Here is a 25,540-nt window from a genome sequence, read left to right as displayed (position 1 = left end):
GTCTTTCCCATCATGCCTTGCCTGCCTGCCCATCGGTCCTGTCTTCTGCCTCCTGCGCGCGCCATGGCACCGAAATGGTGAACTGCGCGCCGCCCTGTTCGCGGTTTGTGACCATCAGCGTCCCCTGATGGGCCTGCACCACGCCATAGGCGATCGCAAGCCCCAGCCCCGTTCCCGCCCCGACCGGCTTGGTCGTGAAGAAGGGTTCGAAAATACGTTCCTGCACATCCGGCGCGATACCCGGGCCGGTGTCCGAAATCGTAAAGACGTAAGCAGGGGTTCCGCCCTCCCCCTCGCGGCGCAGTTCGGTGCGGATGTCGATCCGGCCCTGCGCAGGCATGTCGGACAAGGGATTATCACGTTCCGCCGCCTCCAGAATTGCATCGGCGGCATTGCTGATAATATTCATGATGACCTGATTGAGCAGCGCGGCCTGGCAGTACAGTCGCTCCGGCGCGGTATAGTCGCGATGTACGGCAATGCCATTGCCCAGTTTCTGCGTCAGGAGCGCCAACACCGTCTCCAGCGCCTCCGGCACGTCGATGACCTGGAACAGCCCTTCGTCCAGTCGCGAGAATTTGCGCAGGTTCAGCACCAGATTCTGGATACGGCGCAACCCAAGGTTCATTGACGCCACGCGATCACGGCATTTGCGCAAGATCGCCCCCCGCGCCCCGTGGCCTGTATCCGTCGAGCTCTCCTCCATATCCATAACGCGGTCCAGCCCGCGTGCGACGGTATCCTTATGCGCCAGGATGAAGGCCAGCGGGTTGTTGATTTCATGCGCGATGCCCGCAACCAGTTCACCCAGCGACGCCATCTTGGCGGTCTGCACCAGCTTGCCCTGCGTCTCGATCAGCTTGCGGTTGGCATCGGCAAGTTCACGGTTCGCCTGTTCCAGCGCCTCTGCCAGTGATGCCTTTGACGCAATCGCCGCGGCTTCGGCACGCGCGCTCTTTACCGCGATCTCACGGTTCTGGCGCTCCACCTCGATACGGCGGACGTCATCCTGCAGCAGCTTGCGCCGCACCAGCACCCGGATACGCAGCGCCAGTACCGAAGGGGCGACATCATCGGGCACAAGGTCGTCCACACCCGTTTCGAACACGCGGGCCGAAAATTCCCGCTGGTCCGGGCTGGGCGGACTGATGGCAAGGATACGCAACGGCACACCGCCCCGCATCAGCACCTCCTGACGCAGTTCGTCGAGCCTGCGGCAAAAGACCACGCCATCCATCCCACCCACCGTCAGGTCCACCACCACGCAATCCGGCGCGCATTCGGGGTCCAGCAGCATCTGACGGTCGAAATGCGCGGGATCACCACAGATGGTCACGATATGCCCGTCACGCTGCAACAGGTCGATCAGCGCCCCGACCCGGCCCCCATCGGTGGTTGCATCATGGCGTGGCGTAACCACCAGAATGCGCGCGCGGCGAAAGACGCGCCCAGGACGGGCGCGCACATTACCCGCATATTCACGCAGCAGCGCGCGGATGCGAAAAACAATCAGTGCGGAGTCGGAGGATTTGGGCACATAGGCGTCCGCCCCGCTCTCCAGCCCTTCGCGCTCCAACCCCGGCTCGATCCCTTCGGTCAGGATCAGGACCGGGATGGTGCGTGTCACCGCGTTCATGCGCAACTGCCGCGCAAGCTGCCCGCCATTCATGCCCGGCAGGTGATAATCCGCGATCACAAGGTCGGGGATATGACTGTCGAGGGTATCGAGCGCGGCTTCCCCGCTTGCAACACGTTCCACGCTGAACCCATGCCCCTGGAGCATATGGCGGATGCGCAGGGCCTGCGTGTCCGAATCCTCCACCAACAAGACGGTGGCGGGGCGTTCATCATCGGGCTGTACTGTCATGATCGGGTCATGTTCCGTGGTCTGTATCATCCGGGGGGCTGGCGTGCGGGGGATGCCACGCCCCCGGCGGGATCGGCGCTGTCGGCCATGATACGTTCGATATGTGGCGCAATGTCAGGCAGCGGCAGGCTGATGCAGGTCGCACCACCGCGTTCCGCCGCACCCGGCATGCCATGGATGACAGCGGTACTGCGATCCTCTGTGATGGTATAGCCACCCGCGCGCCGCATATCGCCAAGGCCCCGCGCCCCGTCTTCGCCCATTCCGGTCATCAGCACCCCCACGCCCCCCCGTCCGAAGGCCCGCGCGACAGAGGAAAACAGCACCGACGCCGATGGCCGCTGCCCCTGCTGTGGCGAGGTATCGAGCACGACCGCCTCCCCCCGCGCCCCGATGGCAAGGTGCCGGTCGCCCGGCGCGATATAGACATGCCCCCGGCGCAGCGTCTCCCCATGGCGCGCCAGTGCGACGGGCATGGGGACCTGCTGGTCCAGCCAATGGGCAAATCCCTCCATGAACGGGCCGCCCATATGCTGCACCCCCACAACGGGCACAGGGAAATCGACCGGCAGCGCCCCCAATACCTGTGCAAAGGCACGTGGCCCCCCCGTGGACGCGGCAAGCGCAAGGATACGCGGCGGCACCGTCCATGATGGTACCGGCGCCACCGGCGCGGGGTGCGGTGCCTGCGCCGTCAGCAGGCGCCTGCGGATCACGGGCACCTGGCTCATGATATAAAGCTGTGTCGTAATCGCGCCGACGGCGGCGCGTCCGGCATCCGATGTCAGGCCGCGCGGCTTTTCGATCACCGCCAGCGCCCCCGAACGCAGCGCATTCATCGACACCTGCGCATCCAGCGCGTCGCTGACGATGACGATGGGCGTGGGGCATTGCGCCATGATGCGGCGCGTCGCCTCCAGCCCGTCCATGCCGGGCAGGCACACATCCATGGAAATCACGTCCGGGCGCAGATGCGGGACAAGGCGGATCGCCTCTTCCGCACTTTCGACCGCATCCATCAGGCGCAGGCGCGCGTCGGCACGGATGCTGTGTGACAGAAGGTGGCGCAGGACGGCCGAATCCTCCACCACAAGGACCGAGCGCGTCGGCATGGCGGGCGCGTGGCTCACAACAGTCCCCGTATCGTCTCAAGCAGTTCGCCCTGATCGAATTTCTGCTTGGTGATATAGGCACGTGCGCCGCCTTCCAGACCGCGGCGTATCTCCTCGTCATTATCGCGTGATGTCATCAGCACGACCGGGATGGTGGCAAGGCGCGGGTCGGCATGGATGGCCGCCAGCAGGGCGAAACCGTCCATGCGGGGCATTTCCACGTCGGTCACGACCACATCGACCCGACGCGACGACTGCAACAGCAGCATCAACGCCTCCTCCCCATCCACCGCCAGCATCACGTCAAAACCATGGGCCTGCAGGATCGTCTTCTGCAAGGTCCGTGTGGTGATGGAATCATCAACCACCATGACCAGCGGCGCGCGCCGGGCCTCTGGCGTGGCCTGTGGCGGCGGGGCAGGCGCCACATGCATCCCCCGCCCGCCGCGCGCGCGCCAGCGTTCGAACAGGCGGTCGGGGCTGATGACGAAAACGGGCCGGTCCTCACGCGGCCAGGCGATGCCGGGAACCAGTTCGCTGTCCAGCCCAACGGCGGACGCATCGGAAATCAGCAGCGTCCGCACCTCCACCATCCGTTCGACGGCAAAACCGCACGATACGCCATCGACCTCCATCACCGCGACCGTGACGGCACCACTGCGCACCGGCAGGTAGCCGGTGCCCGCATCATCGCCCACAAACGCCGACAACGGCACGATGGGCACCAGCGCCTCATCATCCGGCGGCGCGCCATCGCCACCGGGGGGGACGCCCGTCATGCCAGAACGTGGCAGGACCGCGAACGGACAGCCATCGACCATGCGGATATCATCGCGCATCACCCGCAGAAGGTGGCGGATGACACGCCCCGGCAGGCCGATCATCTGTTCCCCATTTTCCACCAGCAAAACGGTGCGCTGGCGTTGCGACACAGGCACCGTCAGGGTCACGGCCGTGCCGCTTGGCTGTGCCTGTTCCATCGCCACGGTGCCGTGCAATGCACGCGCGGCCTCTGCCACGATCGACAGGCCGACCCCACGCCCGGCCAGGTGATCGACATGCGCACGGGTGGAAAATCCGGGTTCGAACACCCGCGCCAGCAACTGCCGCGCGTCCAGCGGCGCATCGACATGGATCATGCCCTGACGCACCGCGCGCGCGGCAATCGCCTTCAGGTCGGGGCCACACCCGTCGTCACTGACCCTGACCTGAAGGCGCACCCCCGTCAGCGTCACCGTCAGCGTGATGGTCTGCTGTTCCGGCTTGCCAGCCTTCAGCCGCTGCGCGCGGCTTTCATGCCCATGGACGATCGCGTTGCGCAGCAGATGCAACACCGGATCGCGCAGGGCCTGCATCACGCGGCGTTCGGCCTGTACTTCCATCCCGCGCAGGCGTACCTCCACCTGTGCCTGCGGGCCGCCATGTTCACGCGCGATACGCCGGGCCATCGCGGCAAGCGACCCGAACACCGTCCCGGCAGGCACAAGGCTGATGGCATGCACATCCTCGCCCAGGCGCAGCAGGGCGCGATCCGCCTGCCCGGTCATCAGTTCATGTTCCCGCCCGATGGCCATCAGCCGTCGCGTCATGCGCGAAAACAGCGCAACAGGATCGGCATGGACCCGTTGCGGCGCATGCGCCAGCGCACGCATGTCACGCAGCAGGTCGCTGAAACGTTCCCATAACCGGTCGTGGCGTTCGGCCACCCCCATCAGGTCATGCACAGCCCCCGACAGCGCATCAAGGCGGGAGACCGGAACCTGCACATAGGCATCGCCCCCCCCCTCGCCCGGTGGCGGCGCGCCGGTTGCGGCGGGGCCTTCCCCGTCCGCCATGCCGTATGGGTCGGGCGTGGGCGGCTGCGACGGCGGGGGCGTTTCCATGATGCCGTCGATATCATCCAGCGCGCGCGCGATGGCCGCGATATCCGCATCATCAAGCGTCCCGCCACGTTCCATCAACATCGACAGGCGGTTTTCCACCGCGTGGGCCACATCTTCCACCGCCGGGATTTCAACCGCGCGCGCCGCCCCCTTCAGCGAATGCATGCGGCGAAATATCTCCGCCAGCGCAGGGGCGGTGTTGCACCCTGTATTCAGCAGGTCGCGGATGACACGCAGGTGGTCGCGATATTCCGCGTCAAAAACCGCCAGCAGTTCCTGCCTGAGATCGACCACAACCGGCGTCAGGTCCGATAGCGGGCGGAAATCGCCAGCAACTGCTTCGACAGCTTGCCAAGATTACTTGCCGATGCCTCAAGGTTGCGCGTGCCGCCCGATGTCTGCTGGCTGGCCTGGCGGATGCTCTGCAACGCGGTCATGACCTGTTCGATGCCAAGCTGCTGCTGGTTGGTGGAGGCGACGATCTGCTGGAACGCATGGACACCTTCCTCGATCCCGCCAGTCATGCGTTCGATCGTCTTATAAGCGATGTCGGTACGTTCACGCCCGGCGGAAACACGCTTGACCGCTTCTTCCGTCAACATCACCGAGGTGTTGATGCCGCGCTGGATGTCACCAAGGATGGAACGTACATTCTGCGTCGCATCGCGCGACTGATCGGCAAGGATCTTCATCTCTGCCGCGACCACGGCGAAGGAACGCCCGTGTTCACCCGCCGCCGCCGCCTCGATCGCGGCATTGAGCGCAAGCAGGTGGGAGCGTTCGGACAGGTCGTTGACCGTGGTGATGATCTCGCTGATCGCTTCGGTCCGTTCGGACAGTGCGACGATGTTCGACGCCACGGCCTCGGCCCCGTCATGGGTGCGCGCCATCGCGCGGGCCGTCTCCTCCACGGCCTCAAGCCCGCTGGCGGAACTGTGGACGATCACCTCGGCGGAGGAGATCACCTCACGTGCGCGCTTGCTGATCTGTGCGCCGGAATGGGTGATCTGGTCCACCGTGGCCGCCGTTTCCTGGATGGCGGCGAACTGTTCTTCCACACTTGCGGCCTGCTGCTGGGTGGAGGCGCGGATATCCGCCACGGCCACGTCCAGATCACGCGTGACCTCCCCGCTCTGGCGTGCGATTTCACGCAGCCCGTCGATCATGCGGTTCAGCCCGGCGGCAAGGCGCGCCACCTCGTCACGATTTTCGCCCATGTCGCCCACCTTCGCACGGGTGGCAAGGTCGCCCTGCCCCACGCGTTCCATCACATGCATGATGGAGGCCAGCGGTTCCATGATCGAGCGCCGTGTCCAGAACGTCACGATCAGGGCCACGATGACCGCAACCCCCAACCCGATGGCCAGCGAACGGCGGCTGTAGTCATATGACGCGCCCCCCTGCGTTTCCGCAACGCGCACCCCACGGTCCAGCAGCGAGGCCGCCTGACTGACAAGCTGGTCGATCTCTTTCTCCCGGCTTTCGATCCGGCCGACCTGTTCGCGCACCATCTGCTGGTCGCCCGCACGCATTGCATGGAACAGCGCGCCGACCGCGCGTTCGTCCACCAGCACCTGCTGCGCGATTTCACGCAACTGCCCCGATACGGTGGCGAACATGTCGCGCTGGTCTGTGGACTGGGCCAGGCGCTGCGCCTCGTCCGCGCCGGCGGTGACGCTGCTGAGCAGTTCGTCCGCCTGATGGGCGCGTTCATCCCAGTCGGAAATGGCGTCATCCAGCGCGCCGGGCGCATTTTCGTAATCATGCGCGTAATAATGCGCGACAATCGCAAGCCGTCGCGCCGCAAGGTCGGTTTCATCCACGCGGATCAACGTCAACTGCCGATAGACCGTAAGGTCACGTGTAACGATGATGGTCATTTCATCGCGGACGTCACGGATCTGTCCCAGCGCATAGACGCCAAGCGAGACCATCAGCAGGACGCCGACCATGAAGCCGAACAACAGACGGTTTGCAATCGTCACGACAGGCTACACTCCGGAATAGCGGACGGAAAAAAGACGGACCGGGTCCAGCACCACGACATGCCGCCCGCCAGGCAGCACGGCAGTGGGAAAGCCAGATGGCAGGACGGATGGTGCGGTGGCGGGAATATCCATAACGCCTCTGGCATTCCCCGCAAGCAGCGCGATGCGCGCAAGCGGCACAGAGGACACCGAACGCAGCAGGATCATGACCCCCGGGTCAGGCTGCGCCCCCTCCTCAAGCAGCATGGCAAGGTCAAAGACGGTATAGAGATCGCCCTGATAGCCATAGACGCCGCGCACACTGGCAGGACAATCGGCGCGGCGGGGCATGTCGCTCCATGTCGGGTCGGTCACACGCAGCACGGCGTCGAGGTCGATGCAGCATTCGCGCCCCCCCACATCCAGCACCAGCATGCGCCGCCCCGGCGAGGGCTGCGCGGCGGTGCCATCGCGCCGCGCGGCAAGCAGGGCGGCGCGTTCGGCAAGGATACGCCGTGCGAAACGCTCCTGCCCCGGCCCGGCCTGTACGCCATCCGGTGGGGGGACGGCGCCGTCATGCGCATGATCCGACATCACGCCAGCCCCGATGCGATGTCAGGCAATGCGGCCAGCAGCCCCGCATCGTGGTTTTCCTTGTCCTGCAATATCCGCAGCAGCCCCCCCGCCGTCAGGCCACCGCCCCCTTCGAGGACATGCGTCGCCGACAGGCACAGCGCCAGTTCGCGGGCCTGCGCACGCAGGCGGCGGGCCTCCTGCGCGGCACCTGTCCCCTCCAGCAGGTGGGCAAGATAGCATCGCGCCATCACATGGCCCCGGCGCAGGTAGATCACGCGGCGGAATCCCTCCACCGCGCCCTCATGCTCGCCCAGCGTCAGCAACAGGACGCCCAGCATGAAATAGACCCCCACCGCCATGGGCGCGCGGCGCAGGTACTCACGGCACATCCCCACCGCACGGCGCGGCGCGCCGCCATCGGCAAGCTGGCGTATCGTGCGCAGGATGCCTGCATCCCGACTGCCTGCGTCCCTGTCCTGTAATGCCCTGTCTGGTAATTCCCTGCCTTGTAATTCCCTGTCTGGCGTTTTCCTGTCTTGCGCTTTGCCGCCTGCCACCTCCCTGTCGGCTTCACCCGCCGGGTCATTACGGGCCGGGCCGGATGACATGGGGGTGGGAAATGAAGGTGCAGGACGCGATGGGCGCACGGGACGACAGGGAATAATGGGCGATGACAGCGGCGCTAACCCTGCAAGGCCTGCAACACCCGTGAGGGCCGCCATGGGACGCTGTTGCGCGGGGGCACCCGCCGGCATGTCCGCCGCCGCCCGCGCACGAAAGGCCATTGTGCCCGGCAGGCGCACAGGCTGCATGAAGCTTTCGAAATGTTCCATCGGTTCGGAATGCCCGACCAGCATCCACCCCCCCGCCGTCATGCGCTGCGCCATTTCACGCACCAGCCGCGCGACCTGCACAGGATCGAAATAGATCAGCACATTGCGGCACAGCACAAGGTCGAACGGCCCGGCCGGCCCGCGTCCGTGCGGCAGGTCCATGATATTGGCGTGGCGGAAACGCACCATCTGCCGGTAGCAGTCTTTCAGCCGCCATGTCCGTCCCTCCACCACCGGGACGAACCATTCCGCGCGCTGGCGCGGTGTCAGGTCACGCAGCGCCCACCAGCCGAATTCCGCCTGCCGTGCCTGCTCCAGCGCGCGGGTGCTGATATCGGTGCCCAGGATTTCGATGGTCCACCCGTCCTCCCCCCGGCGATCGAGCAACTGTTGCAGCACGATCGCAAGCGAATAGGGTTCCGCCCCGTTGGAGCACCCGACACTCCAGATCCGCAACACGCGCACACCCCGCAGCCGCGCCAGCAGTTCAGGCAGGATCGTGGCCTCCAGCGCGCGGAACTGCTCGGCATAGCGGAAGAAGAAGGTCTCCCCGATGGTGACGGCGGATTCCAGTTCGCGCCATTCGGCAGCGCCCAGCGCCTCGTCATCAAGATGTTCGAGGTAATCGAGATATCCCCGGCATCCCAGGGCCGACATGCGCGCGGCGACGATCTTTTCCAGCAACGCCGGCTTGTCGGTATAATAATGCAGGCCGGTTCGCGCGGTAATCACGGAAATGACCCGTCGCAACCCGGCGCTGACCTCAGACATCGCGCGCCCCATTCGCAGTCCATAACGCTGCGCGCTGTTCCTCGCGCGCCATCAGCTGCGCCAGCCTGAGACGTTCGCCCTGCCGCAGCACGCCATCCATCTCCATCACGAAAGCGGGTGGTTCGCCTCCGCGATCAATCTCGCCGACAATACAGCCTCCCGCCATGCGATCAATACCGGCCGGGCGGATCGCATCGGCGCGCACCTCCATGACATCCATCACCCGGTCCACCAGCAACGCCACCCATCGCCCCCCCACATCCCGGCACAGCAGCAACGGGCGATATAGCAGGTCCGCGGCATGCAGCACCGCAGGCGGGCGCACCCCCATCAGCACCGCAAGGTCGATGACCGGCACGCGCGCATTCCCCAGCCAGAACCATCCCGGCAGGTGCGGCAGGTCAAGCGCAAACGCAGACAATGCCGGGGCGGGAATACATTCATGCACATCCCCCACCGGCAGGGCATGCGCCTGCGCGCCGATGCAAAAGACAACCATCGCGCGCATCCCCGCCCCCTGCACGGGGACATCGTGGCCTGATCGCAGGCCGTATCCCATATCCCGGTTTCGTGGCACGTTGCTATCCGTTTCCATGCGTCGCGTTGTATGTGTACAAGGCAGAAGTTTGCATTTAACACAAGCCGTCGCTACCTCGGGCAGGAATGCGTTCCCGACAGGCCGGGCGGCGCATTGCACCTGCATGCCGGAGATATCTGATAATGGACACCCCCTTTTCCAATACCGCCCCCACCACCGGACGTCCTGCATGGGTGAACATCGTCCGCGTCGCGGTGTGGTCCGTGTGCTATTTCGCATTTTATTTCGTGCAACAGGTTGCCGAACTGGTGGCGCCGCTGCTTCTGATCGTGGGCATCGGATGGAGCGCGCTGCCGCACCTGATGGGGATCGTCAGTTCCTCATCCGAAGCTGGCGACCCGCAGGCCCATGATGTGATCGTGCGTGTCTCCCACGCCATTCCCGACCATCTGAACCTCGGCAGTCACCTGCTGACGCCGTCCTCGCTCATCTTTGACGGGCTGGCGCTGATGGCGGCGGCGGCCCTGTGCGCGACACTGTCGGCCGTTTCGGCGCGCAGCATGTAAACAGGCGCCCCATGTTCCGGTTGCAAGACGTCAGCTACCTCTATCCCTCGGCACAGAAGGGGGCTGCACTGAATCATGTCAGCGTGGCCGTATCACAGGGGGAATTCCGCTGGCTGCTCGGGCCATCGGGCGCGGGCAAGTCGAGCCTGCTGCGCCTCCTTGCGCTGGATGCGCGTGCGTCATCAGGAATGGTGGAGGTGCTGGGCGTGCCGGTGATGCAGGCGCGACGGGGCGTGATCGCCCGCCTGCGCCAGCGCATCGGCGTGGTCTATCAGGATTTCCGGCTGCTGGATGACCTGTCGGTGTTCGATAACGTGGCGTTGCCACTGCGCCTGCAGCTCCGCCCTGAAAGCGAGATCCGCCATGAGGTCAACGCCATCATGAAATGGGTTGGGCTGGGGTCGCGCATCGACGCCCTGCCGCCACAGCTTTCGGGGGGGGAACAGCAGCGCGTGGCCATTGCGCGCGCCGTCATCCACCGCCCTGCCCTGCTGCTGGCGGACGAACCGACAAATGCACTTGATGACCGGCAGGCCACGCGCCTGATGACCATGTTCCACCGTCTTGCGGAACTGGGCACCACGATTGTCGTGGCGACGCATAACGATGCGCTGGTACGCAAATATCCCGCCCATGCGATCGAACTGATGCAGGGCTACCTCGTGCAGGAGGGCTGAACGCATGGCCCTGTGGCCCGGCACGCGCCGCCGCGATGGCCTTGCCCTGCGGCAGGCCATCCCCGACCGGCTGCTGCCTTTCCTTGTCGGGGCGATGGCGTTCCTTGCCGCACTTGCGCTTGCCGGGGGGATCGGGGCGCATGCGCTGTCGGTGCGCTGGACCCATGGGGCGGGCGCGGTCGTGACCGTGCAGGTGCCACAGCCCGATGACCCGGCCCTCCCTGCACCGGGCACGGGCATGAATGGCGCAGGCATGAACGGCGCGGCCATGGCGGCGGGGACGACACGGATACAGGCCGCGATGGCCACCCTGTCGGCCGGGGCCGATGCGCAGGCGGTCCATCGCCTGACGGATGACGAACTGCGCAACCTGCTTGCCCCATGGATCGAACAGGGCAGCGACCTTATCCTGCCCATGCCCGCCGTGATCGAGGTGCATGCCCGCGACACACGCCACCTGCCCGATACCGTAATGCAGGCATTGCAGGCGCGCGTCCCGGGCATCGTGGTCGAACATGACAGCATATGGAGCGACCGCCTCGCCGCGCTGGCCGACAGCCTGCAGACCTGCGCACTGCTGGCGATCTTCATCGTCATCGCCGTGTCGGCCATCGTCATCATGGCCGCGACGCGCGCGGGCCTGCAGGCGCGCAGGCGGGCCATCGACCTGATCCATTCCCTTGGCGCGACAGACGGCTATATCGCTGCACGTTTTGCGTGGCGGGTGGGTGCGCTGGCGCTGGTGGGCGGGACATGCGGCAGTATCCTGGCCATGCCGGTGCTGGTCGTGCTGTGCCTTCTGGCCGCGCCGTTCAATGGCGCGGACATGCCCGACATGCAGTCGGTGTTCACACCCGCCGCATGGAATGCCGCATCCGCGACACAGGTACTGGGCGTGCTGCCGCCCTCGCTTCTTGCGATGCTGGGGGCGCTGCCGGTGGGGGCCGCCGTCCTGGGGTGGGTCACGACGCAGATGACGGTGCGGGCATGGCTGCGGCGCCTGCCATGAAACCGGAACCGCACGCGCGACGCCGCCATGCCGTTTCGCTGGCGCTGGGGGTCGTGTGTGTCCTGATCATGTCGTGGGCGGCGGGACTGGCATGGTTTGTACGCGATGCCCGCCGTCCGCCCCGCATGCCCCCACCCTGCGACGGCGCGGTTGCCCTGACGGGGGGACAGGGACGGATCGAGGCATCATTGCAACTGATGGCGCAACACCGTGCGCGCCGGCTTCTCATCTCCGGCGTGGACCCGCACGCCACGCTGGGGGATTTCCTGACACGCGCGCCACGGGTCCTGCCGCTGGAGGTCTGGTTGCGGACCACGCTGGGGCGACAGGCGACCTCCACGCTGGGCAATGCGGATGAAACGGCGCAGTGGGTGCGCGCGCAGGACATCCATTCCCTGATTGTGGTGACGGCGGGATATCACATCCGTCGCGCCATGATGGAAATTGCCCGCGCGGCGCCGGGTGTCACGCTTTATCCCTTTGCGGTGCAGCCCCCCGCACTGCTGCACCCACGGCGCCTTGCGACATGGCGGCTGCTGGTGGTGGAATATGATAAATGGCTGCTTGCCTGTATTGATACCGCGCGCTGGACCCGCCCGGTGCATGGCCTGATCCATCATGACGACATCCGGCCCGCCTCATCCCATGCCGTGACGCCGTGATGACCCGGCAGGCCGGGCACCGGACGGGGCTGTCTTGATTTCTTGTCTTGGGGGGGATTTTCTGGTGTTACAGGGCGACGCGGTCACCGTGCCGCGCCTTTGTCGCAGGATGTGATGGGGCATCCTGGACAGGCCTGCCAATGAAACACCCCATATTTTCAGGTTCTGGGTTTTCAGGTTCTGGACCACCAAATGCTTGCCCGTTCAAAGCGTCTTGAAAAATCTTTATCAAAGATCCTGTCCGAATCCAGGCCGCCTTTTTCAAACTGCCCCTTTCAAACTGCCCCAAGGGATTCCGCCTGACATGACGTTCGTGCGCGCCTGCATCTTCAATGTCTATTTCTTTGTGCTGACGCTTGTCATGGGGATCGTGGCATTGCCCATCCGCATATTCGTCCCGTCATGCGCGCTGTCCTATGCCCAGGCATGGACGCGGCTGACGGTCAAAGGACTGCAACGGATCTGCGGCATCCGCATCGTGGTCAGCGGGCGTGAACATCTGCCCGATGGTCCGTGCCTGCTGGCATGCCAGCACCAATCCGCCCTTGATACGCTAGTATGGATGAACCTGGTGGAACGCCCTGCCTATGTCATGAAAAGCGAACTGACGCGCATCCCGCTGGTTGGGCCGATGTTGCTGCTGACGGGGATGATCCCGGTGGAACGCGCGGGCGGGGCCAAGGCATTGCGTGCGCTGCTGGCGGCGACGGACAAGGCGCGCGACGACCATCGCCAGATCATCATCTTTCCCGAAGGCACACGCATGCCGCCAGGCAGGATCGGGAAACTGCATCCCGGCATCGCGGCCATGGCCGCGCATTCGGGCCTTGCGGTTATTCCGGTTGCGACGGATTCCGGCCTGCGCTGGGGACGCAACGCCTTCATCAAACGTCCGGGCACCATCCACATCGTGCTGGGACCGCCCCTGGCCTGCACCACGAAACGCGCGCAGATCCTGCCGGCCATCGTCACGGCGTGGGAAACCCTGTCACGCGACAACGGCCTGCCGTTATTGACGCCGCCACCTGTGGATAATTCTGTTGAAAACAGCGTAGCAACATCCCCGAAGCCGTAGAAAACCGACAATGGTTTCGTCCCCATGGCCCATGCCCATACCACCGCATGCAGCCGGGACGCAGGATCCATACACCGAATCCAAAGACGCAGAATGCTGTTTTTCAAACAGTTTTTTGGGATATATCCGCTGTAATACGCCTGTCATATATGCCCGTCCACCAGCATGGTGGCAGATGCCCCCTGTAATGGCGGTCATGTGGATAAACGCGCTTTTCCCGTCTGGATGCCAGATTGCGGACGGAATATGATCCCACGCACGCCAACGCGATCAGGCCCGGATCCTTTCCGGGCCACGGCATACGCGGCCGCCTGCCTACCTGTTGGAAATCGTGCCGCCATCACGCACGAACTGGGTCTTGCCTACATCTGAGAAGGCTGCTCCCGACATGATGACATGCGACCCCGTATCCTGTGCGCAAATGGCCACAGCCTTGTGAAAGCCTGAAATGGTGCAGCCCCTGACGCTGGCCTGCCCCCGTTCCTTCACCCATATGGCATGGCTCAACCCGTCACGCAGGCGGCAGGCCTCCAGCGTCACCTGCGCGCCGGTTGCCATGGTTATTTGGGGGTATTTCTCCGCACTGCCGATCAGTTCACATTTCGTCAATGCGACCATGGCCCTGGTCTCTCCATAAATCTGCTGCTTACCATCGCGCAGGATCGTGCCCGACAGGATCACTTTCGATCCGTCATCATGTGCGTGAATGGCCGTAGCCTCGTGAAAGCCGGAAATGGTGCAGCCCGTAATACTGGCCTGTCCCTGTTCCTTCACCCATACGGCATTGCTCAACCCGTCACGCAGGTGGCAGGCCTCCAGCGTTACCTGCGCGCCGGTTGTCATGGTCACCTGGGGGTATTTCTCCGCACTGCCGATCAGTTCACATTTCGCCAACGCAACCATGGCCTTGTCCTGTCCATATACTGGGCGCAGGCCCTCGCGGAGGGTCGTACCCGACAGGATCGCTTTCGATCCGTCATCCTGTACGCTAATGGCCGCAGCCTTGTGAAAGCCTGAAATGGTGCAGCCCGTGATGCTGGCCTGTCCCTGTTCCTTCACCCATATGGCATGGCTCAACCCATCACGCAGGTGGCATGCCTCCAGCGTCACCTGTGCGCCGGTTGCCATGGTTATTTGGGGCCAACCTTCTGCACTGCCGATCAGTTCACATTTCGTCAATGCGACCATGGCCCGGGTCTGTCCAAAAATCTGCTGCTTACCCTCGTGCAGGATCGTGCCCGACAGGTCCACTTTCGATCCGTCATCCTGTGCACGAATGGCCGCAGCCTTGTGAAAGCCTGAAATGGTGCAGCCCGTGATGCTGGCCTGTCCCTGTTCCTTCACCCACACGGCATGGCTCAACCCATCACGCAGGTGACATGCCTCCAGCGTCACCTGCGCACCGGTTTTTATGACCACCTGAGGCCAAATCTCCGCACTGCCGATCAGTTCACACTGTTCCATGCCAACATATGCAGAGCTGCTGGCCACCAACGGCTGCATGCAGGCGTCAAGGACACAGCGTTCCAGCGACAGGCGGCTGCGCTCCCCACTGACCTGCAAGGCTGTTTTTACACGAACATTCTCAAACCTGCTGTCCCTGACCTCCACCAGCCCCGAACACAGGACAATGGCAGCATTTTCCCCACCGCGAAAATGGCAGTTCAGGATTTTAACCGTCCCCCCCTGTGAAATATCCATGCGCGGCAGCAGATCTTCATCAAGGGCGGGGCTGAAGGTAATCCCCTCGAACGTGACATTCCCACCCAGGCGCAGGCTGCCTTCGAACGTCACGGTCCCGGGATGTTCGGCCCGCACGCTGACACTTTCGCCGTCCAGCACGACATTGCCAATTTCGTAAAAACCGGGGGGCAGGACAATTCCCCCTGATGACGGCTGAATACCACGCGTGGCGAGGAAATCTTCGAGTGAGGTCATTTCGGGGTTCGTCATGGAGTGTCCGGTCATCCGCCGCGTAAGGTAACATATCTGCGTTCATCGCCTGATGAACGGCGTATCATAATGGTCATTGCCTGATGGTCATCGCCCGAAATGCGCGTGGCCAGAAATGCGCATGGCCAGCATATCGGTACATCACGCTCGGCAGGGTGGCCGCCCCTTTTGCCCGGCACATGTGATCCGGCACAAAACGGCGCGACCGGCCTTACGATGCGCCGTCGCCCGGCTGCGATGCCGCCGTGCCTGTCGCACCGGGCTTACCGGGCGCACCGGGCGTACCTGCACGCAGGTGCTGCACTTCCTCGCGCAGTTCCATAACCTCACGCACAAGGCTTTCGACCGACGGGCCACTGCCGGCCCCGCGCTCCACCGCGTAAAGCGAGGTGAACATCGACATCACCTGTCCGATGATCTGTGCATTTTCCGCACCCAGCGCACTCAGTTCGGGGGATGTGTGGGCCTGACGGGCGATGAATTCGTCCATCATGCGCTCCAGATACTCTGACACCTCGTCCTGGCGGCTGTCGCCATACCAGCGGATCAACTGCCGCAGGAATGGAATCGGCAGCATGGCGCGGCCCTTGGTTTCCTCTTCCAATATGACCTGCGCCAGCACGCCGCGGGTAATGTCATCGCCCGTCCTTGCATCAAGCACGACAAAGGGACGGTCGTCCTTGACCATGGCGGCAAGGCTGTCGAGCGTGATGTAGGTTGAACGCTCGGTATCGTACAATCGCCGGTTTGCATACTTCTTGATGACAACTGGAACATGCGGTGACGACAATAGACTGTGCTCCTTCTTTGCGGAACCGGTGGCTTGACGCCCTGTTTCATTGGGTATGGCGCGCCTGGCGGGCACTGCCACGGTGCCTAGGACACGCTACGCCGCATGCATTCGACATGCGCCAGACGGTCATACCATTCCGCCAGGGCACGATACTGCCCTGTCCACCCAAGTTCGGCAAATCGTGCATCAAGGAATCCCAGCGCGCATCCCACCGACAGCGCACCAGCATCGGGCGGGCCGCCTGCACCAAGGGTCGAGTCGCCCGCCATGCGTTCGAGTGTGGCCAGCCCATGTTCCACCGCCGCCATCTGCCGCGCCGCAAGCCCGGCATCCGGGGCGAGGCCTGCCGCCACAAGCCCGCGATACAGGATCGCGGCATCCGCGATGCCATCGCCAAGCGCCTGCGTGCGCAAGACGATGCATCGCGCCATGCCCGATGCGGGCACCAGCATGTCGGACCCTGCCACCATGCCAAGATATTCCACGATGACCCTGCTGTCGTACATGACCGTCGCATCATCCCCCACCAGCGTCGGGATCTTGCACAATGGATTGGCATCAAGCACCACGGCAGGCGATGCCGAGATGTTGACGTTGATGATCTCCACCCGGTTTTCCAGTCCCAGCGCATAAATCGCGGCGCGGACCTTGCGGGCATAGGGGCTGAGGACGGAACTGTACAGCTTCACCGGAAAACATCCTTTTCCTGACGCAGTGTCGCAAGCGCCCGCGCGTCGCACGCGCGCAGGAAGGGGTTAGTGCGCCTTTCCTCGCCCAATGTCACCGGCAATGTGGGCATGTCGCGCGCGCGCAACGCCTGCACCGCATGCATCCGTTCAGCCACCGCCACGTTGGCGGGATCGACATGCATGGCGAACCGCGCGTTCGACAGGGTATATTCATGGCCACAGCATATCAGCGTGTCATCCGGCAGCGCCGCGATCCGGCGCAGGCTGTGGAACATCTCGTCCGCCGTTCCCTCGAACAGGCGCCCACATCCCATGCTGAACAATGTATCGCCACAGAACAGCGCGGGCGTCGCGGGAAAGAAATAGCTGACATGCCCACGCGTATGCCCCGGCGTGTCGATCACGACCGCATCCGCCGCCCCCAACGCCACGTTATCGCCGTCCTTCACCGCGATATCGAGCGGCGGCAGGCGGTGCGCATCCGCCGCGGCACCGATCACCAGCGCCCCGTACCGCGCACGCAGCGCATCGGCGGCGGCGATATGGTCGGCATGGTGATGGGTCAGGAAAATACGGTCCAGCCGCCCGCCATATGTGGCAATCGCCGCGATGATGGGGGCTTCCTCCGCCGGATCGACAATGCCACATGCCCCCGTCACCGGGTCGCGCAGGAACCAGGCATAATTATCCTCCAGTATCGGGATGGGTTTTATGAAAAGCGCCATCTGTCTCTTTTCCCTTATGTGCCCTTGTAGCGGTTGTGCGGTTGTGCGGTTGTGCGGTTGTGCGGTTGCACCGTCATGTCGGAACCTGCCCGCGCCCCATGCGCCACAGACATGCCCCGTGCCTTTGCCCCCCACGCCTTCGCCCACATGGGCGGGCGGTTTGTGCTAACGATGGACAATGCAAGAAAACACGCGCATCGCAAGCCAGTTCTATGCCAGCCCCCGTGGAAGGCTGGCCGCCACCCACCTGCGGCGGCACCTGTCGTCATTCTGGCCCGCTACGCCAGAGGGGCGTATGGGCGGACAGGTGCGAGGACAGATGGTGCAAGGACAGATACTGGGGGTCGGTTATGCCGCGCCCTATCTGTCGCTGTGGGATAATGACACGACCACATGCATCTCCGCACGACTGGATACGCTGGTCACACGTCCCGCCCCGGCGGAAGGGGCGACAGGTCGTGAATGTGTGGTGGCGGAGGAACGCTTTCCCTTCTGCGAACTGTTTTTCGACCGTGTCGTCATGATCCACGCGCTGGAGGTCACGGATGCGCGCAACACATTGCTGCGGCAGGTGTGGAAGGTGATGAAGGATGACGCACGCCTGCTGCTGGTTGTGCCCAACCGGTCGGGCATGTGGGCGCATGCCGATACATCACCCTTTGGCCAGGGAACGCCGTTTTCATACCGGCAGGTCACACGTGCCCTCGCCACCGCATGCCTGCGGGTGGAACGGCATGAAAACGCCCTGTATTTCCCGCCCGTCGGCCCGACAGGCGGACGGCGATGGTCGGGCATGCTGGAACGCGCGGGCACGCGGCTCCTGCCCTATCTGGGCGGGGTATGCGTGATCGAGGCGGTCAAGGATGCCTATGCCCCGGTGGGCAATGCCACAGCCCCCGCCCGCGTGCCGACGCTGCGCCTGCGCCGTGCCGATGCCTTCAGCCGCAGCGCGACCGGGATTGGGACGGGGACGGGGACGGGGACGGGCGAAAATGCGCCACGCCATGGCGGTGGTCGCGCAATGCGCTCTTGACCTTGGTTTGCGAAATCTTCATGAAGCTTGTCCCATGTCCCTGATCCAATCCCTGAAGCTCGTCATGTCGCGCCCCCACCCGGCGGCCCGTCCCTTTCTGCTGGCCTCTGGCGCGGGCGCGCTGCTGGGTCGCGCCCTGCCATTCCGGGCCACGAAACTGGCGGGCACGGCGTGCGGCCTGTTCTTTGGCTTCTGCCTGTATTTCTTCCGTGACCCTAAACGCGTGGTCCCGGCGGATACGCATGCCGTCGTCGCCCCGGCCGACGGTCACGTCGTTTCGGTGGAAAAGGTCGCCCCTCCCCCCGAACTTGACATGGGCACGATGCCGGTGTGGCGGATCGCAACGTTCCTTTCGGTGCTTGACGTGCATGTCAACCGCATGCCCGCCGCCGGCACCGTCACACGCGTGGCCTATCACGCGGGACAGTTCCTGAACGCCAGCCTGGACAAGGCGTCGGAGCTGAACGAACGCAATGCCTTACGCCTGACCCTGCCCGATGGCCGTAACATGGCCGTGGTGCAGATCGCGGGCCTGATCGCACGACGTATCCTGTGCGATGCCGAAGAGGGAATGAAATACGAAAAGGGCGAACGTTTCGGCCTGATCCGCTTTGGCTCGCGCACCGACCTGTACCTTCCCGAAGGCGTGGAACCGCTGGTGGAGGTCGGGCAGACCATGACCGGTGGCGAAACGGTCATGGCGCGGCTGTAACCCGCAATGACCGATGCTTCCCCGGCTACAGCGCCCAAGCGACACAGGCGCCTGATCCGGCGCAGGCGACCGCGGGTGCGTGGGCCGTCCTTCAACCGCATGGTGCCCAACATCATGACGATGCTGGGCCTGTGCGCGGGCCTGACGGGCATGCGCATGGGGCTGGAGGGACGTTTCGGCGAGGCCGCGACCGCATTGCTGATTGCCGCGTGCATCGACGGGCTTGACGGGCGCATCGCGCGCCTGCTGCGCGGGACCAGCCGTTTTGGCGCGGAATTCGACAGCCTGTCGGATTTCCTGTGCTTTGGCGTGGCTCCTTCCTTTGTCCTTTACCTGTGGGCGCTGAAGGAAGGCGGCCGGTTTGGGTATGTCCCGTGCATCATGTTCACGGTGTGCATGGCACTGCGCCTGGCCCGGTTCAACGCCAGCCTTGATGATGTGGAACAACCCAAATACGCCAGCAACTTCTTCACCGGCGTACCGGCCCCTGCGGGCGCGGGACTTGCGATGTTTCCGTTATTCCTTGGGCTGGAGGCGCACAAGCTGGGTTGGGACTCCCTGTATGAGATCGCACGCGACCCGCTGATGCCCGCCCTTACGCTGAGTGGTACGGCATTCCTGCTGGTCTCCACGCTGCCGGTCTGGTCCTTCAAGAATTTCAAGGTTCCCGCCCCTTTTGTCCTGCCGGTCATGCTGGGGATCGGGGGGTATGCGGCCGTATTCGTGGCCGACCCATGGGGCGCACTGGCGGGTGCGGGCATTATCTACCTGCTTCTGCTGCCACTCAGCCGCCGTAGCTTCCACCACCTGAAAAAAGAGGCGGAAGCCCTGCAGCAGGAAGAAGATCCCGCCGACCTTCCGGCGGCCTGACGCGCCATGTCACACTCCCGCCATGGGCAATGCCTGTGGGCCGTGGGCGTTTCGCTGATGCCGCCCGCACTGGCACATGGCAACGGTTCTGGCGATTTTCGCCAACCATGCTTTCGAAACAACCCATTGATAAAAAACAAGAAAAGTTTTTGGGTGCCGCCTTTTGATCGAAAAAGGCGGCGTCTTCTGAAGCTTTTTAGAAAAAGCTTCACCAAAAACCTTTATAATTTCAGGATGTTATCGCGCCTGACTTTTTAAACAGTCTCATAGTAAAAAGCCTTTAATCCTGAACATCCCCGGACGGTTGCGCCAACCCGGCCTCGCGCACCCAACGGGTGATTGCGGACTGGATCATGTCGGGTGATGGCGGGCATCCGGGCAATGACAGGTCCAGATGCACGCGTCCACGCAAGCCACCCAGCACCGCGTAATTTTCCCCGAACATTCCCCCATCAATGGCGCAATCGCCAATCGCCATCAGGGCACGCGGCCCCGGCATCGCCTGCCATGCCTGTTCCAGCACTGGCACCATCGCCCGCGTCACCGGCCCCGCGACCAGCAGGATATCCGCATGGCGCGGGGAGCGCACGAAACATATCCCCTTACACCCTGCGTCATCCGCCGGAACGTCAAGGGCCGCAAGTTCCATGGCACATCCGGCACATCCCCCTGTCTCCAGAAAAAAGACCGAGACCATGCCCACAGCCGTGGCAGGTGTACGTGCCATTCCATCCCTCTCCATCGCTGACCTGCCTGCCGGAAAGACAGGTTGAGTGAAACCATTCGATCTATCGGGGGACGCTTTTAGGGAATACTCCGCAATTTATCCCTCGGTTTTGGAACAGATGGTGGCTGAACGCTTTTGTTATTTATAAACATACTGCGTGCGACATATCCCATGTTACAGATCAGCCCCGGCCGGTGACAGGCCAAAGGAACGCATGATGACGGGCATGTCCGTCTCATGGGCATCACGCATCGCAATTTCCGACGCCAGCATATGGGCGGGCGTGGACTCACATATCCCAATCGCCGCCACATGGCCGTCCTGCATCCTGACCCAATAACGGATCGCCCCGCGCGGCCCTTCGGAATACCCCACCCCTTCTCCATCACCGACAAAAGCGCGCGCGCCATGCCCTGCCGCAGGCTGCGCACCGGACAGGACGGCACCAAGTTCGCCAAGGATACGCACGCACCCGCCCACCACACCAAGGCGGACACGCATGCGCGCATCCACATCCCCCGACAGTTCCACGCCCGCAGGCAGCCAGCCATCGTGATATCCGGGGGTAAGCGCACGCAGGTCGCCTTCCCGCCCGGAGGCACGGGCAATCACGCCCGTCACACCCAGTTCCCGCGCCACATCCGGGGGCAGAACGCCCAACCCGCGCACCAGCCCCCCCAACCCGCGCGGATGGCGATATAAGGCCTCCAGCCGCGCATGCGTCACACGCACCCAGTCGCACAGCTCCCCCACCCCTGCGGCAAAGGCCGTGACGGACACTCCTTCCCCCCCGAATGCCACGACATCCATCAGCATCCGTCGCCCGAACGCCGCGCCACACAGCGCCATGACATGTTCGCGGGCCTGCGCACATTCCCGCGCCAGCCGTGTATCCCCTGCTGCCTGCGCCACACCACCGATATCGAACAGCACCGTCGCCACGCGTTCCAGTTCACACAACATCGCGCGCCCGGCGGCGACGTGGCAGCCGACCTCCTGTCGCATGGCATGTTCCATGGCGCGCGCCAACGCGGCCTGATGGGCGACCGCAGCCGCACCATCAATCCGCGCGGCCAGCCGCAGCGCCCGCGCCGCGTCGCACCCCTGCATACGCGCCACAACACCCCGGTGGGCATATCCCATCCACCACTGCGCATCGACAACACGCGCGCCGGGCAGCGCAAGCCGCAGATAGGCCGGTGCATGAAAACCCCCATCCGCAGGCCCATATTCACAGATCGTGCCCCCCGCCCGCATGACCTCGGCAACCTCGCGGAACTCGGCCACGGCACTGCCCTGTATCGATACGCCGCGTCCGGACAGGGGCCATGTCACACCCCATGCCCCATGGTCCAGCCATGGTCGCAGGTCATGCGCATCCAGCGCCTCTACCCCCCACAGATCGTGGATCATGCGTTCATACACACTCGCCACCGGGCAGGCACAGGACAGGCCCCAGTAACGCTGCATCCCCACCGGGGTTGAAAAAACACGCACCTCCCCACGTTGCGGGGCCAGCATGGCAAAGGCCGCATGCCCGTCACACCACATGCCCACAAACGGCGACGGGTCCATCACAAGGCAGGCCAGAAGATCACGCCATGCATCTTCTGGCAGGGACAACCGCCATGGGGCCCCCTCCGTGATGAAGTATCCTTCGTCCTCCCACCGCGCCAACAGCACCGAAAGCGCGTCCCTGGCCGCCGCATGCGCCATCATCACAGCCCCACAGGATACAGAACGACCACCAGTCCCCCCACCAGCAACGCCAGCAGGGCAAGCGCGCTGGCATTACGTGCAAGGACGCCCGTCATCGTATCCGGCACCTGTTGTTGCTGTCGCGCGCCCGTCACATCCCCCCGTTCCGCCTGGCATCCCACCAGCAACAGCCACAAGGCGGGCAACAGCGCCACCATCGCCCATATCGAAACATGCGCAACCGCCATCACCGTCATCATCATGGCCACGAACGGCAAGGTGGGGGGCAGGCCGCGACGGACATACCCCAACACGGCAGGCCATGGCGCGCCCCATGACCGCAGGGGCGCGCACAGGCACACGGCCATCATCGCAAGGAGGGTCGCCATCGTGCCCACCGGCCCACCGGCCCCCACGCCCATGACCGCCAGCCCGATCCAACCCGCCATCATATGCCCCCATTGCCGACGGCCCCCGTGCATCGGCATGCGCGCGGACAGGTCATCGACCGGCATGCGCGCCTGCCATATCCATCCCCGATCGTGCCATACCATCAGCGCGGCGAACCAGACCATCACCCCGCCCATGCCAATCATCATCGCACGCAGCGTCACCGCCGCCTGTTGCGCATCAAGTGATACGACCGGCCCCGACAACAGGTACAGCACCGGGACCACCGGCATGATGCACAATCCCCCGTCCCGCCCGACCGGCAACGACATCCCGATCAGCCCGCACGCCCCCAGCAACCCCGCGGCCAGCAGCACCATCCCCAACCCGTCAAGCGGCCCGTTACCTAGCGGAGACAGTACCAGCGCCCCGGCCTGCGCCACAATCACGCCCGCTGCCCCCGCGTGGAAAAAACGCCATCCCTCACGCGCCTGCCCATGGCGCAGGACCACGGGCACGACACGCATCAGCAACGTCAACGCCAGCAACGCGATCGTGACATCCACATCATCCGCCGCAATCGCCGCCATGGCATTGCCTGACACACATTGCGCCATGATCGCATCAATACGGCCGTCACGCCCCCATGCCGCCATCCCCCCCATATGCACCATGGTGACAAGACACAGCAGGACCGGCGGGCACAACAGCAGCGCGTCGTGTACGGACAGCGCGCACGCCCACCACCACATGAGTGCGCAGGCCAGTCCCACGACCGACAGCACCGCCGCGCGCGTACGTTCCCCCCCACGCGACGGCACCACAAGCGCCAGCGCCGACAGGTAGGGCCAGCACACGGCCATGCACATCCATGGCGAAAGCCCGCCCATCACCAGTCACCATCCCCGGTGGCGGGATCACGCGGCATGGTCCTGCGGATCATGAACACCATGGTGGCCTGCATGATGCATCCCACAACCACCGGCAGCATGCGCCCCGCAATACCCGACAGCAGCAGCCATCCCTCCAGCGCGCAGGCCAGCGCCGCGCACTGGCGCGCGCGATCACGCTCCACCGCCGCGGCAAGCAACCCGCACAAAATGGCCGATAGCCCCGCCACAACCTCCAGGCGTCCCTCTACATCCAGTGCGTCAGGGGGCACCGCGATGGACAGCAGCGTCACCATCAGCAGCCCCCCCCCAAGACGCAGCACAAGGGCATGGCCACGCCGCACCGGATGGACGCGCGCGCGCAGGTTCCATGCAACAAGGCCACCCAGCACCACCGCACCAGCCGCCGCGGGCAGGCAGGTCTGCACCGCCCCCCCTTCCCACGCGACCATCAGCAGGCACGACGCCGCCAGCCCCCCCTGCCAGACCAGCATCACCCCGCCCGCATCGGGACCGAACAGCGAAACAAACACCACCATTCCCAGGAGTACAACCAGCATCACCCGAATTCCCGACCGGCAAACAGCAGCACGATGGCCAGGCATCCGCACAACAGCGCCAGCCCCGCCCGCAGGCGCGCCACCTGCCCCGATGCCATGACAAAGGTACGCAGGCATGCAACCACGCCACACAGGCCCAGCGTGCGTACGCCCCACAATGCAATAGCGGCCATCATCCCCACGAACAGGCGCGGACTGCCCGTCGTATCGGGGATGACGATGGCATCGGGCCATAACAGGTCCCCACCCAGCGTGATCCACGCCAGCGTCACCAGATCACGTGCGAACAGCATGACGGCACGATCCGGCCCCGCAAGGTTGTCCATCATCACGTTGAAAGCCCGCCCACCACCTGCCGCGACCCGGTCCACGCCCACAAGGATGAACGCCCCCCCCGCCAGCGCCAGCGGCCCGCGTATGCCCGCACTGTCCTGTGTCATGCGCATGAACCGCACAAGCCCGGCGATGGTCGTACCCGGCGTCGCCATCCACGGCACCGCCACCGCCATCACCAGCGCGGGCACAAGAAGCATCATCCCGACCAGCAGCATCGCCGCCATCCGTCCCTCCCGCCCCTGACCGGAGGCGAGGCCAACGACATGCAACAGGGCCGTCGCCGCGAACAAAAGCCCGGACACCATCAGCAGGTCCGACCCGTCCTCCCCCATCATGCCCAGCGAAAAGGACGGCACCAGCAGTACCGCCGCCAGCACCATTGATAACGCCACCCATGGCGCAAGCGCCGTAACCCCAGCACCCGACGCCGCGCGCATGCCAGAACGCCCCCAGATCCGCGCAATCATGCGCCATCGCAACAGTGGCGCGACCGGCCCGCCACCACCAGCCAGCCCCTGTCGGCACCATGCGATGACACGCGCGCAGACCGGCGCCATCACCATCATCAGCACTAGATGCATCCCCGACAGCAAAAGCCCCTGCATCCCGGCAGCAAGCGCCCCCATCA

The 25,540-nt window shown here is 64.5% G+C and carries 24 protein-coding genes; 8 read left to right on the top strand and 16 right to left on the bottom strand.

Going from position 1 to position 25,540, the window contains the following annotated elements:
- Nucleotides 1-10 precede the first annotated feature (10 nt).
- From FYB92_RS06855 to FYB92_RS06825, 7 genes are read right to left on the bottom strand one after another with little or no spacing between them, the layout of a single operon-like run.
- A complete protein-coding gene (locus FYB92_RS06855; RefSeq protein ID WP_048858920.1) occupies nucleotides 11-1,867 on the bottom strand; it encodes a response regulator in 1,857 nt (618 codons plus the stop codon).
- Nucleotides 1,868-1,893: 26 nt separating this feature from the next.
- A complete protein-coding gene (gene cheB, locus FYB92_RS06850) occupies nucleotides 1,894-2,979 on the bottom strand; it encodes a chemotaxis-specific protein-glutamate methyltransferase CheB (protein ID WP_048858919.1) in 1,086 nt (361 codons plus the stop codon).
- Between the two features lie 14 nt (nucleotides 2,980-2,993).
- Nucleotides 2,994-5,156, bottom strand: a complete 2,163-nt coding sequence (locus FYB92_RS06845) for a response regulator (RefSeq protein ID WP_332828389.1) — start codon at nucleotides 5,154-5,156, stop codon at nucleotides 2,994-2,996.
- A gap of 8 nt (nucleotides 5,157-5,164) precedes the next feature.
- On the bottom strand, nucleotides 5,165-6,847 hold the full coding sequence (locus FYB92_RS06840; RefSeq protein WP_003620917.1) for a methyl-accepting chemotaxis protein: 1,683 nt from the start codon (nucleotides 6,845-6,847) through the stop codon (nucleotides 5,165-5,167).
- Nucleotides 6,848-6,853: 6 nt separating this feature from the next.
- Nucleotides 6,854-7,423 carry a chemotaxis protein CheW gene (locus FYB92_RS06835; protein ID WP_332828388.1) on the bottom strand — a complete coding sequence of 190 codons (570 nt, stop codon included), beginning with the start codon at nucleotides 7,421-7,423 and terminating at the stop codon, nucleotides 6,854-6,856.
- Complete coding sequence (locus tag FYB92_RS06830) at nucleotides 7,423-9,009, bottom strand: protein-glutamate O-methyltransferase CheR (protein WP_239015823.1); 1,587 nt, start codon at nucleotides 9,007-9,009, stop codon at nucleotides 7,423-7,425. The genes FYB92_RS06835 and FYB92_RS06830 overlap by 1 nt, the downstream gene beginning before the upstream one ends.
- Nucleotides 9,002-9,586: a chemotaxis protein CheW gene (locus FYB92_RS06825; RefSeq protein ID WP_159107963.1), complete on the bottom strand. Its 585-nt coding sequence runs from the start codon at nucleotides 9,584-9,586 to the stop codon at nucleotides 9,002-9,004. Before FYB92_RS06825 ends, FYB92_RS06830 begins: the two co-directional genes overlap by 8 nt.
- Nucleotides 9,587-9,729: 143 nt before the next feature.
- Here FYB92_RS06825 and FYB92_RS06820 point away from each other — a divergent pair, with 143 nt between their 5' ends.
- The 5 genes from FYB92_RS06820 (at nucleotide 9,730) to FYB92_RS06800 (ending at nucleotide 13,536) form a co-directional block, all read left to right on the top strand.
- Entirely contained in the window at nucleotides 9,730-10,113 is a 384-nt protein-coding gene (locus FYB92_RS06820) for a hypothetical protein (RefSeq protein ID WP_003620925.1), read from the top strand.
- An 11-nt stretch (nucleotides 10,114-10,124) separates the two neighbouring features.
- Nucleotides 10,125-10,790 (top strand): cell division ATP-binding protein FtsE, encoded by a 666-nt coding sequence (locus FYB92_RS06815; RefSeq protein WP_003620927.1) that lies wholly within the window; start codon nucleotides 10,125-10,127, stop codon nucleotides 10,788-10,790.
- Nucleotides 10,791-10,794: 4 nt separating this feature from the next.
- A complete protein-coding gene (locus FYB92_RS06810; RefSeq protein WP_075625042.1) occupies nucleotides 10,795-11,799 on the top strand; it encodes an ABC transporter permease in 1,005 nt (334 codons plus the stop codon).
- A complete protein-coding gene (locus FYB92_RS06805; protein ID WP_408902344.1) occupies nucleotides 11,778-12,461 on the top strand; it encodes a YdcF family protein in 684 nt (227 codons plus the stop codon). The genes FYB92_RS06810 and FYB92_RS06805 overlap by 22 nt, the downstream gene beginning before the upstream one ends.
- A 304-nt stretch (nucleotides 12,462-12,765) precedes the next feature.
- The gene (locus FYB92_RS06800; RefSeq protein ID WP_003620933.1) at nucleotides 12,766-13,536 is read left to right on the top strand and encodes a 1-acyl-sn-glycerol-3-phosphate acyltransferase; all 771 of its coding nucleotides are present in this window, start codon (nucleotides 12,766-12,768) and stop codon (nucleotides 13,534-13,536) included.
- A 315-nt stretch (nucleotides 13,537-13,851) separates the two neighbouring features.
- On the opposite strand, the gene FYB92_RS06795 is transcribed toward FYB92_RS06800, so the two are convergent.
- From FYB92_RS06795 to gloB, 4 genes are all read right to left on the bottom strand, one after another.
- A complete protein-coding gene (locus FYB92_RS06795) occupies nucleotides 13,852-15,489 on the bottom strand; it encodes a right-handed parallel beta-helix repeat-containing protein (protein ID WP_332828386.1) in 1,638 nt (545 codons plus the stop codon).
- A gap of 211 nt (nucleotides 15,490-15,700) precedes the next feature.
- The gene (gene phaR / locus FYB92_RS06790) at nucleotides 15,701-16,279 is read right to left on the bottom strand and encodes a polyhydroxyalkanoate synthesis repressor PhaR (RefSeq protein WP_332828385.1); all 579 of its coding nucleotides are present in this window, start codon (nucleotides 16,277-16,279) and stop codon (nucleotides 15,701-15,703) included.
- A gap of 86 nt (nucleotides 16,280-16,365) precedes the next feature.
- Nucleotides 16,366-16,971, bottom strand: coding sequence for a glutathione S-transferase family protein (locus tag FYB92_RS06785; protein WP_003620941.1), 606 nt, complete (start codon nucleotides 16,969-16,971; stop codon nucleotides 16,366-16,368).
- Complete coding sequence (gene gloB, locus FYB92_RS06780; RefSeq protein WP_075596105.1) at nucleotides 16,968-17,696, bottom strand: hydroxyacylglutathione hydrolase; 729 nt, start codon at nucleotides 17,694-17,696, stop codon at nucleotides 16,968-16,970. Before gloB ends, FYB92_RS06785 begins: the two co-directional genes overlap by 4 nt.
- A gap of 178 nt (nucleotides 17,697-17,874) precedes the next feature.
- Between gloB and FYB92_RS06775 the strand changes: the two genes are divergently transcribed.
- From FYB92_RS06775 to FYB92_RS06765, 3 genes are read left to right on the top strand one after another with little or no spacing between them, the layout of a single operon-like run.
- A complete protein-coding gene (locus FYB92_RS06775) occupies nucleotides 17,875-18,729 on the top strand; it encodes a methyltransferase (RefSeq protein WP_332828384.1) in 855 nt (284 codons plus the stop codon).
- A 34-nt stretch (nucleotides 18,730-18,763) separates the two neighbouring features.
- The gene (locus tag FYB92_RS06770; RefSeq protein ID WP_075596077.1) at nucleotides 18,764-19,441 is read left to right on the top strand and encodes a phosphatidylserine decarboxylase; all 678 of its coding nucleotides are present in this window, start codon (nucleotides 18,764-18,766) and stop codon (nucleotides 19,439-19,441) included.
- A 6-nt stretch (nucleotides 19,442-19,447) separates the two neighbouring features.
- Nucleotides 19,448-20,311 (top strand): phosphatidylcholine/phosphatidylserine synthase, encoded by an 864-nt coding sequence (locus FYB92_RS06765; RefSeq protein ID WP_080545457.1) that lies wholly within the window; start codon nucleotides 19,448-19,450, stop codon nucleotides 20,309-20,311.
- A 280-nt stretch (nucleotides 20,312-20,591) separates the two neighbouring features.
- Here FYB92_RS06765 and FYB92_RS06760 read toward each other — a convergent pair whose 3' ends face one another.
- From FYB92_RS06760 to FYB92_RS06740, 5 genes are all read right to left on the bottom strand, one after another.
- On the bottom strand, nucleotides 20,592-21,038 hold the full coding sequence (locus tag FYB92_RS06760) for an NADH-quinone oxidoreductase subunit B family protein (RefSeq protein WP_003620951.1): 447 nt from the start codon (nucleotides 21,036-21,038) through the stop codon (nucleotides 20,592-20,594).
- Nucleotides 21,039-21,212: 174 nt separating this feature from the next.
- Nucleotides 21,213-22,757 carry a Ni Fe-hydrogenase III large subunit-like protein gene (locus FYB92_RS06755; protein WP_332828383.1) on the bottom strand — a complete coding sequence of 515 codons (1,545 nt, stop codon included), beginning with the start codon at nucleotides 22,755-22,757 and terminating at the stop codon, nucleotides 21,213-21,215.
- The gene (locus FYB92_RS06750; protein WP_062809116.1) at nucleotides 22,757-24,016 is read right to left on the bottom strand and encodes a hypothetical protein; all 1,260 of its coding nucleotides are present in this window, start codon (nucleotides 24,014-24,016) and stop codon (nucleotides 22,757-22,759) included. Before FYB92_RS06750 ends, FYB92_RS06755 begins: the two co-directional genes overlap by 1 nt.
- Complete coding sequence (locus FYB92_RS06745; RefSeq protein WP_075632526.1) at nucleotides 24,016-24,576, bottom strand: hypothetical protein; 561 nt, start codon at nucleotides 24,574-24,576, stop codon at nucleotides 24,016-24,018. Before FYB92_RS06745 ends, FYB92_RS06750 begins: the two co-directional genes overlap by 1 nt.
- Nucleotides 24,576-25,538: a hypothetical protein gene (locus FYB92_RS06740; protein WP_192265848.1), complete on the bottom strand. Its 963-nt coding sequence runs from the start codon at nucleotides 25,536-25,538 to the stop codon at nucleotides 24,576-24,578. The genes FYB92_RS06745 and FYB92_RS06740 overlap by 1 nt, the downstream gene beginning before the upstream one ends.
- Nucleotides 25,539-25,540 lie beyond the last annotated feature (2 nt).

The sequence above is a fragment of the Novacetimonas sp. GS1 genome (genome assembly GCF_036686925.1).
Classification (GTDB): domain Bacteria; phylum Pseudomonadota; class Alphaproteobacteria; order Acetobacterales; family Acetobacteraceae; genus Novacetimonas; species Novacetimonas hansenii.
The sequence above is the reverse complement of the archived record's forward strand: the minus strand, read 5'-3'. Positions and strand labels throughout refer to the sequence as shown.

Coding starts and splice junctions, on each gene's coding strand:
- FYB92_RS06855 (WP_048858920.1), bottom strand. CDS start 1,867: ATGACAGTACAGCCCGATGATGAACGCCCCGCCACCGTCTTGTTGGTG.
- cheB (WP_048858919.1), bottom strand. CDS start 2,979: ATGCCGACGCGCTCGGTCCTTGTGGTGGAGGATTCGGCCGTCCTGCGC.
- FYB92_RS06835 (WP_332828388.1), bottom strand. CDS start 7,423: ATGTCGGATCATGCGCATGACGGCGCCGTCCCCCCACCGGATGGCGTA.
- FYB92_RS06830 (WP_239015823.1), bottom strand. CDS start 9,009: ATGTCTGAGGTCAGCGCCGGGTTGCGACGGGTCATTTCCGTGATTACC.
- FYB92_RS06820 (WP_003620925.1), top strand. CDS start 9,730: ATGGACACCCCCTTTTCCAATACCGCCCCCACCACCGGACGTCCTGCA.
- FYB92_RS06815 (WP_003620927.1), top strand. CDS start 10,125: ATGTTCCGGTTGCAAGACGTCAGCTACCTCTATCCCTCGGCACAGAAG.
- FYB92_RS06810 (WP_075625042.1), top strand. CDS start 10,795: ATGGCCCTGTGGCCCGGCACGCGCCGCCGCGATGGCCTTGCCCTGCGG.
- FYB92_RS06805 (WP_408902344.1), top strand. CDS start 11,778: ATGGCTGCGGCGCCTGCCATGAAACCGGAACCGCACGCGCGACGCCGC.
- FYB92_RS06800 (WP_003620933.1), top strand. CDS start 12,766: ATGACGTTCGTGCGCGCCTGCATCTTCAATGTCTATTTCTTTGTGCTG.
- FYB92_RS06795 (WP_332828386.1), bottom strand. CDS start 15,489: ATGACGAACCCCGAAATGACCTCACTCGAAGATTTCCTCGCCACGCGT.
- gloB (WP_075596105.1), bottom strand. CDS start 17,696: ATGGCGCTTTTCATAAAACCCATCCCGATACTGGAGGATAATTATGCC.
- FYB92_RS06775 (WP_332828384.1), top strand. CDS start 17,875: ATGCAAGAAAACACGCGCATCGCAAGCCAGTTCTATGCCAGCCCCCGT.
- FYB92_RS06770 (WP_075596077.1), top strand. CDS start 18,764: ATGTCCCTGATCCAATCCCTGAAGCTCGTCATGTCGCGCCCCCACCCG.
- FYB92_RS06765 (WP_080545457.1), top strand. CDS start 19,448: ATGACCGATGCTTCCCCGGCTACAGCGCCCAAGCGACACAGGCGCCTG.
- FYB92_RS06760 (WP_003620951.1), bottom strand. CDS start 21,038: ATGGCACGTACACCTGCCACGGCTGTGGGCATGGTCTCGGTCTTTTTT.
- FYB92_RS06755 (WP_332828383.1), bottom strand. CDS start 22,757: ATGATGGCGCATGCGGCGGCCAGGGACGCGCTTTCGGTGCTGTTGGCG.
- FYB92_RS06750 (WP_062809116.1), bottom strand. CDS start 24,016: ATGGGCGGGCTTTCGCCATGGATGTGCATGGCCGTGTGCTGGCCCTAC.
- FYB92_RS06745 (WP_075632526.1), bottom strand. CDS start 24,576: ATGCTGGTTGTACTCCTGGGAATGGTGGTGTTTGTTTCGCTGTTCGGT.
- FYB92_RS06740 (WP_192265848.1), bottom strand. CDS start 25,538: ATGGGGGCGCTTGCTGCCGGGATGCAGGGGCTTTTGCTGTCGGGGATG.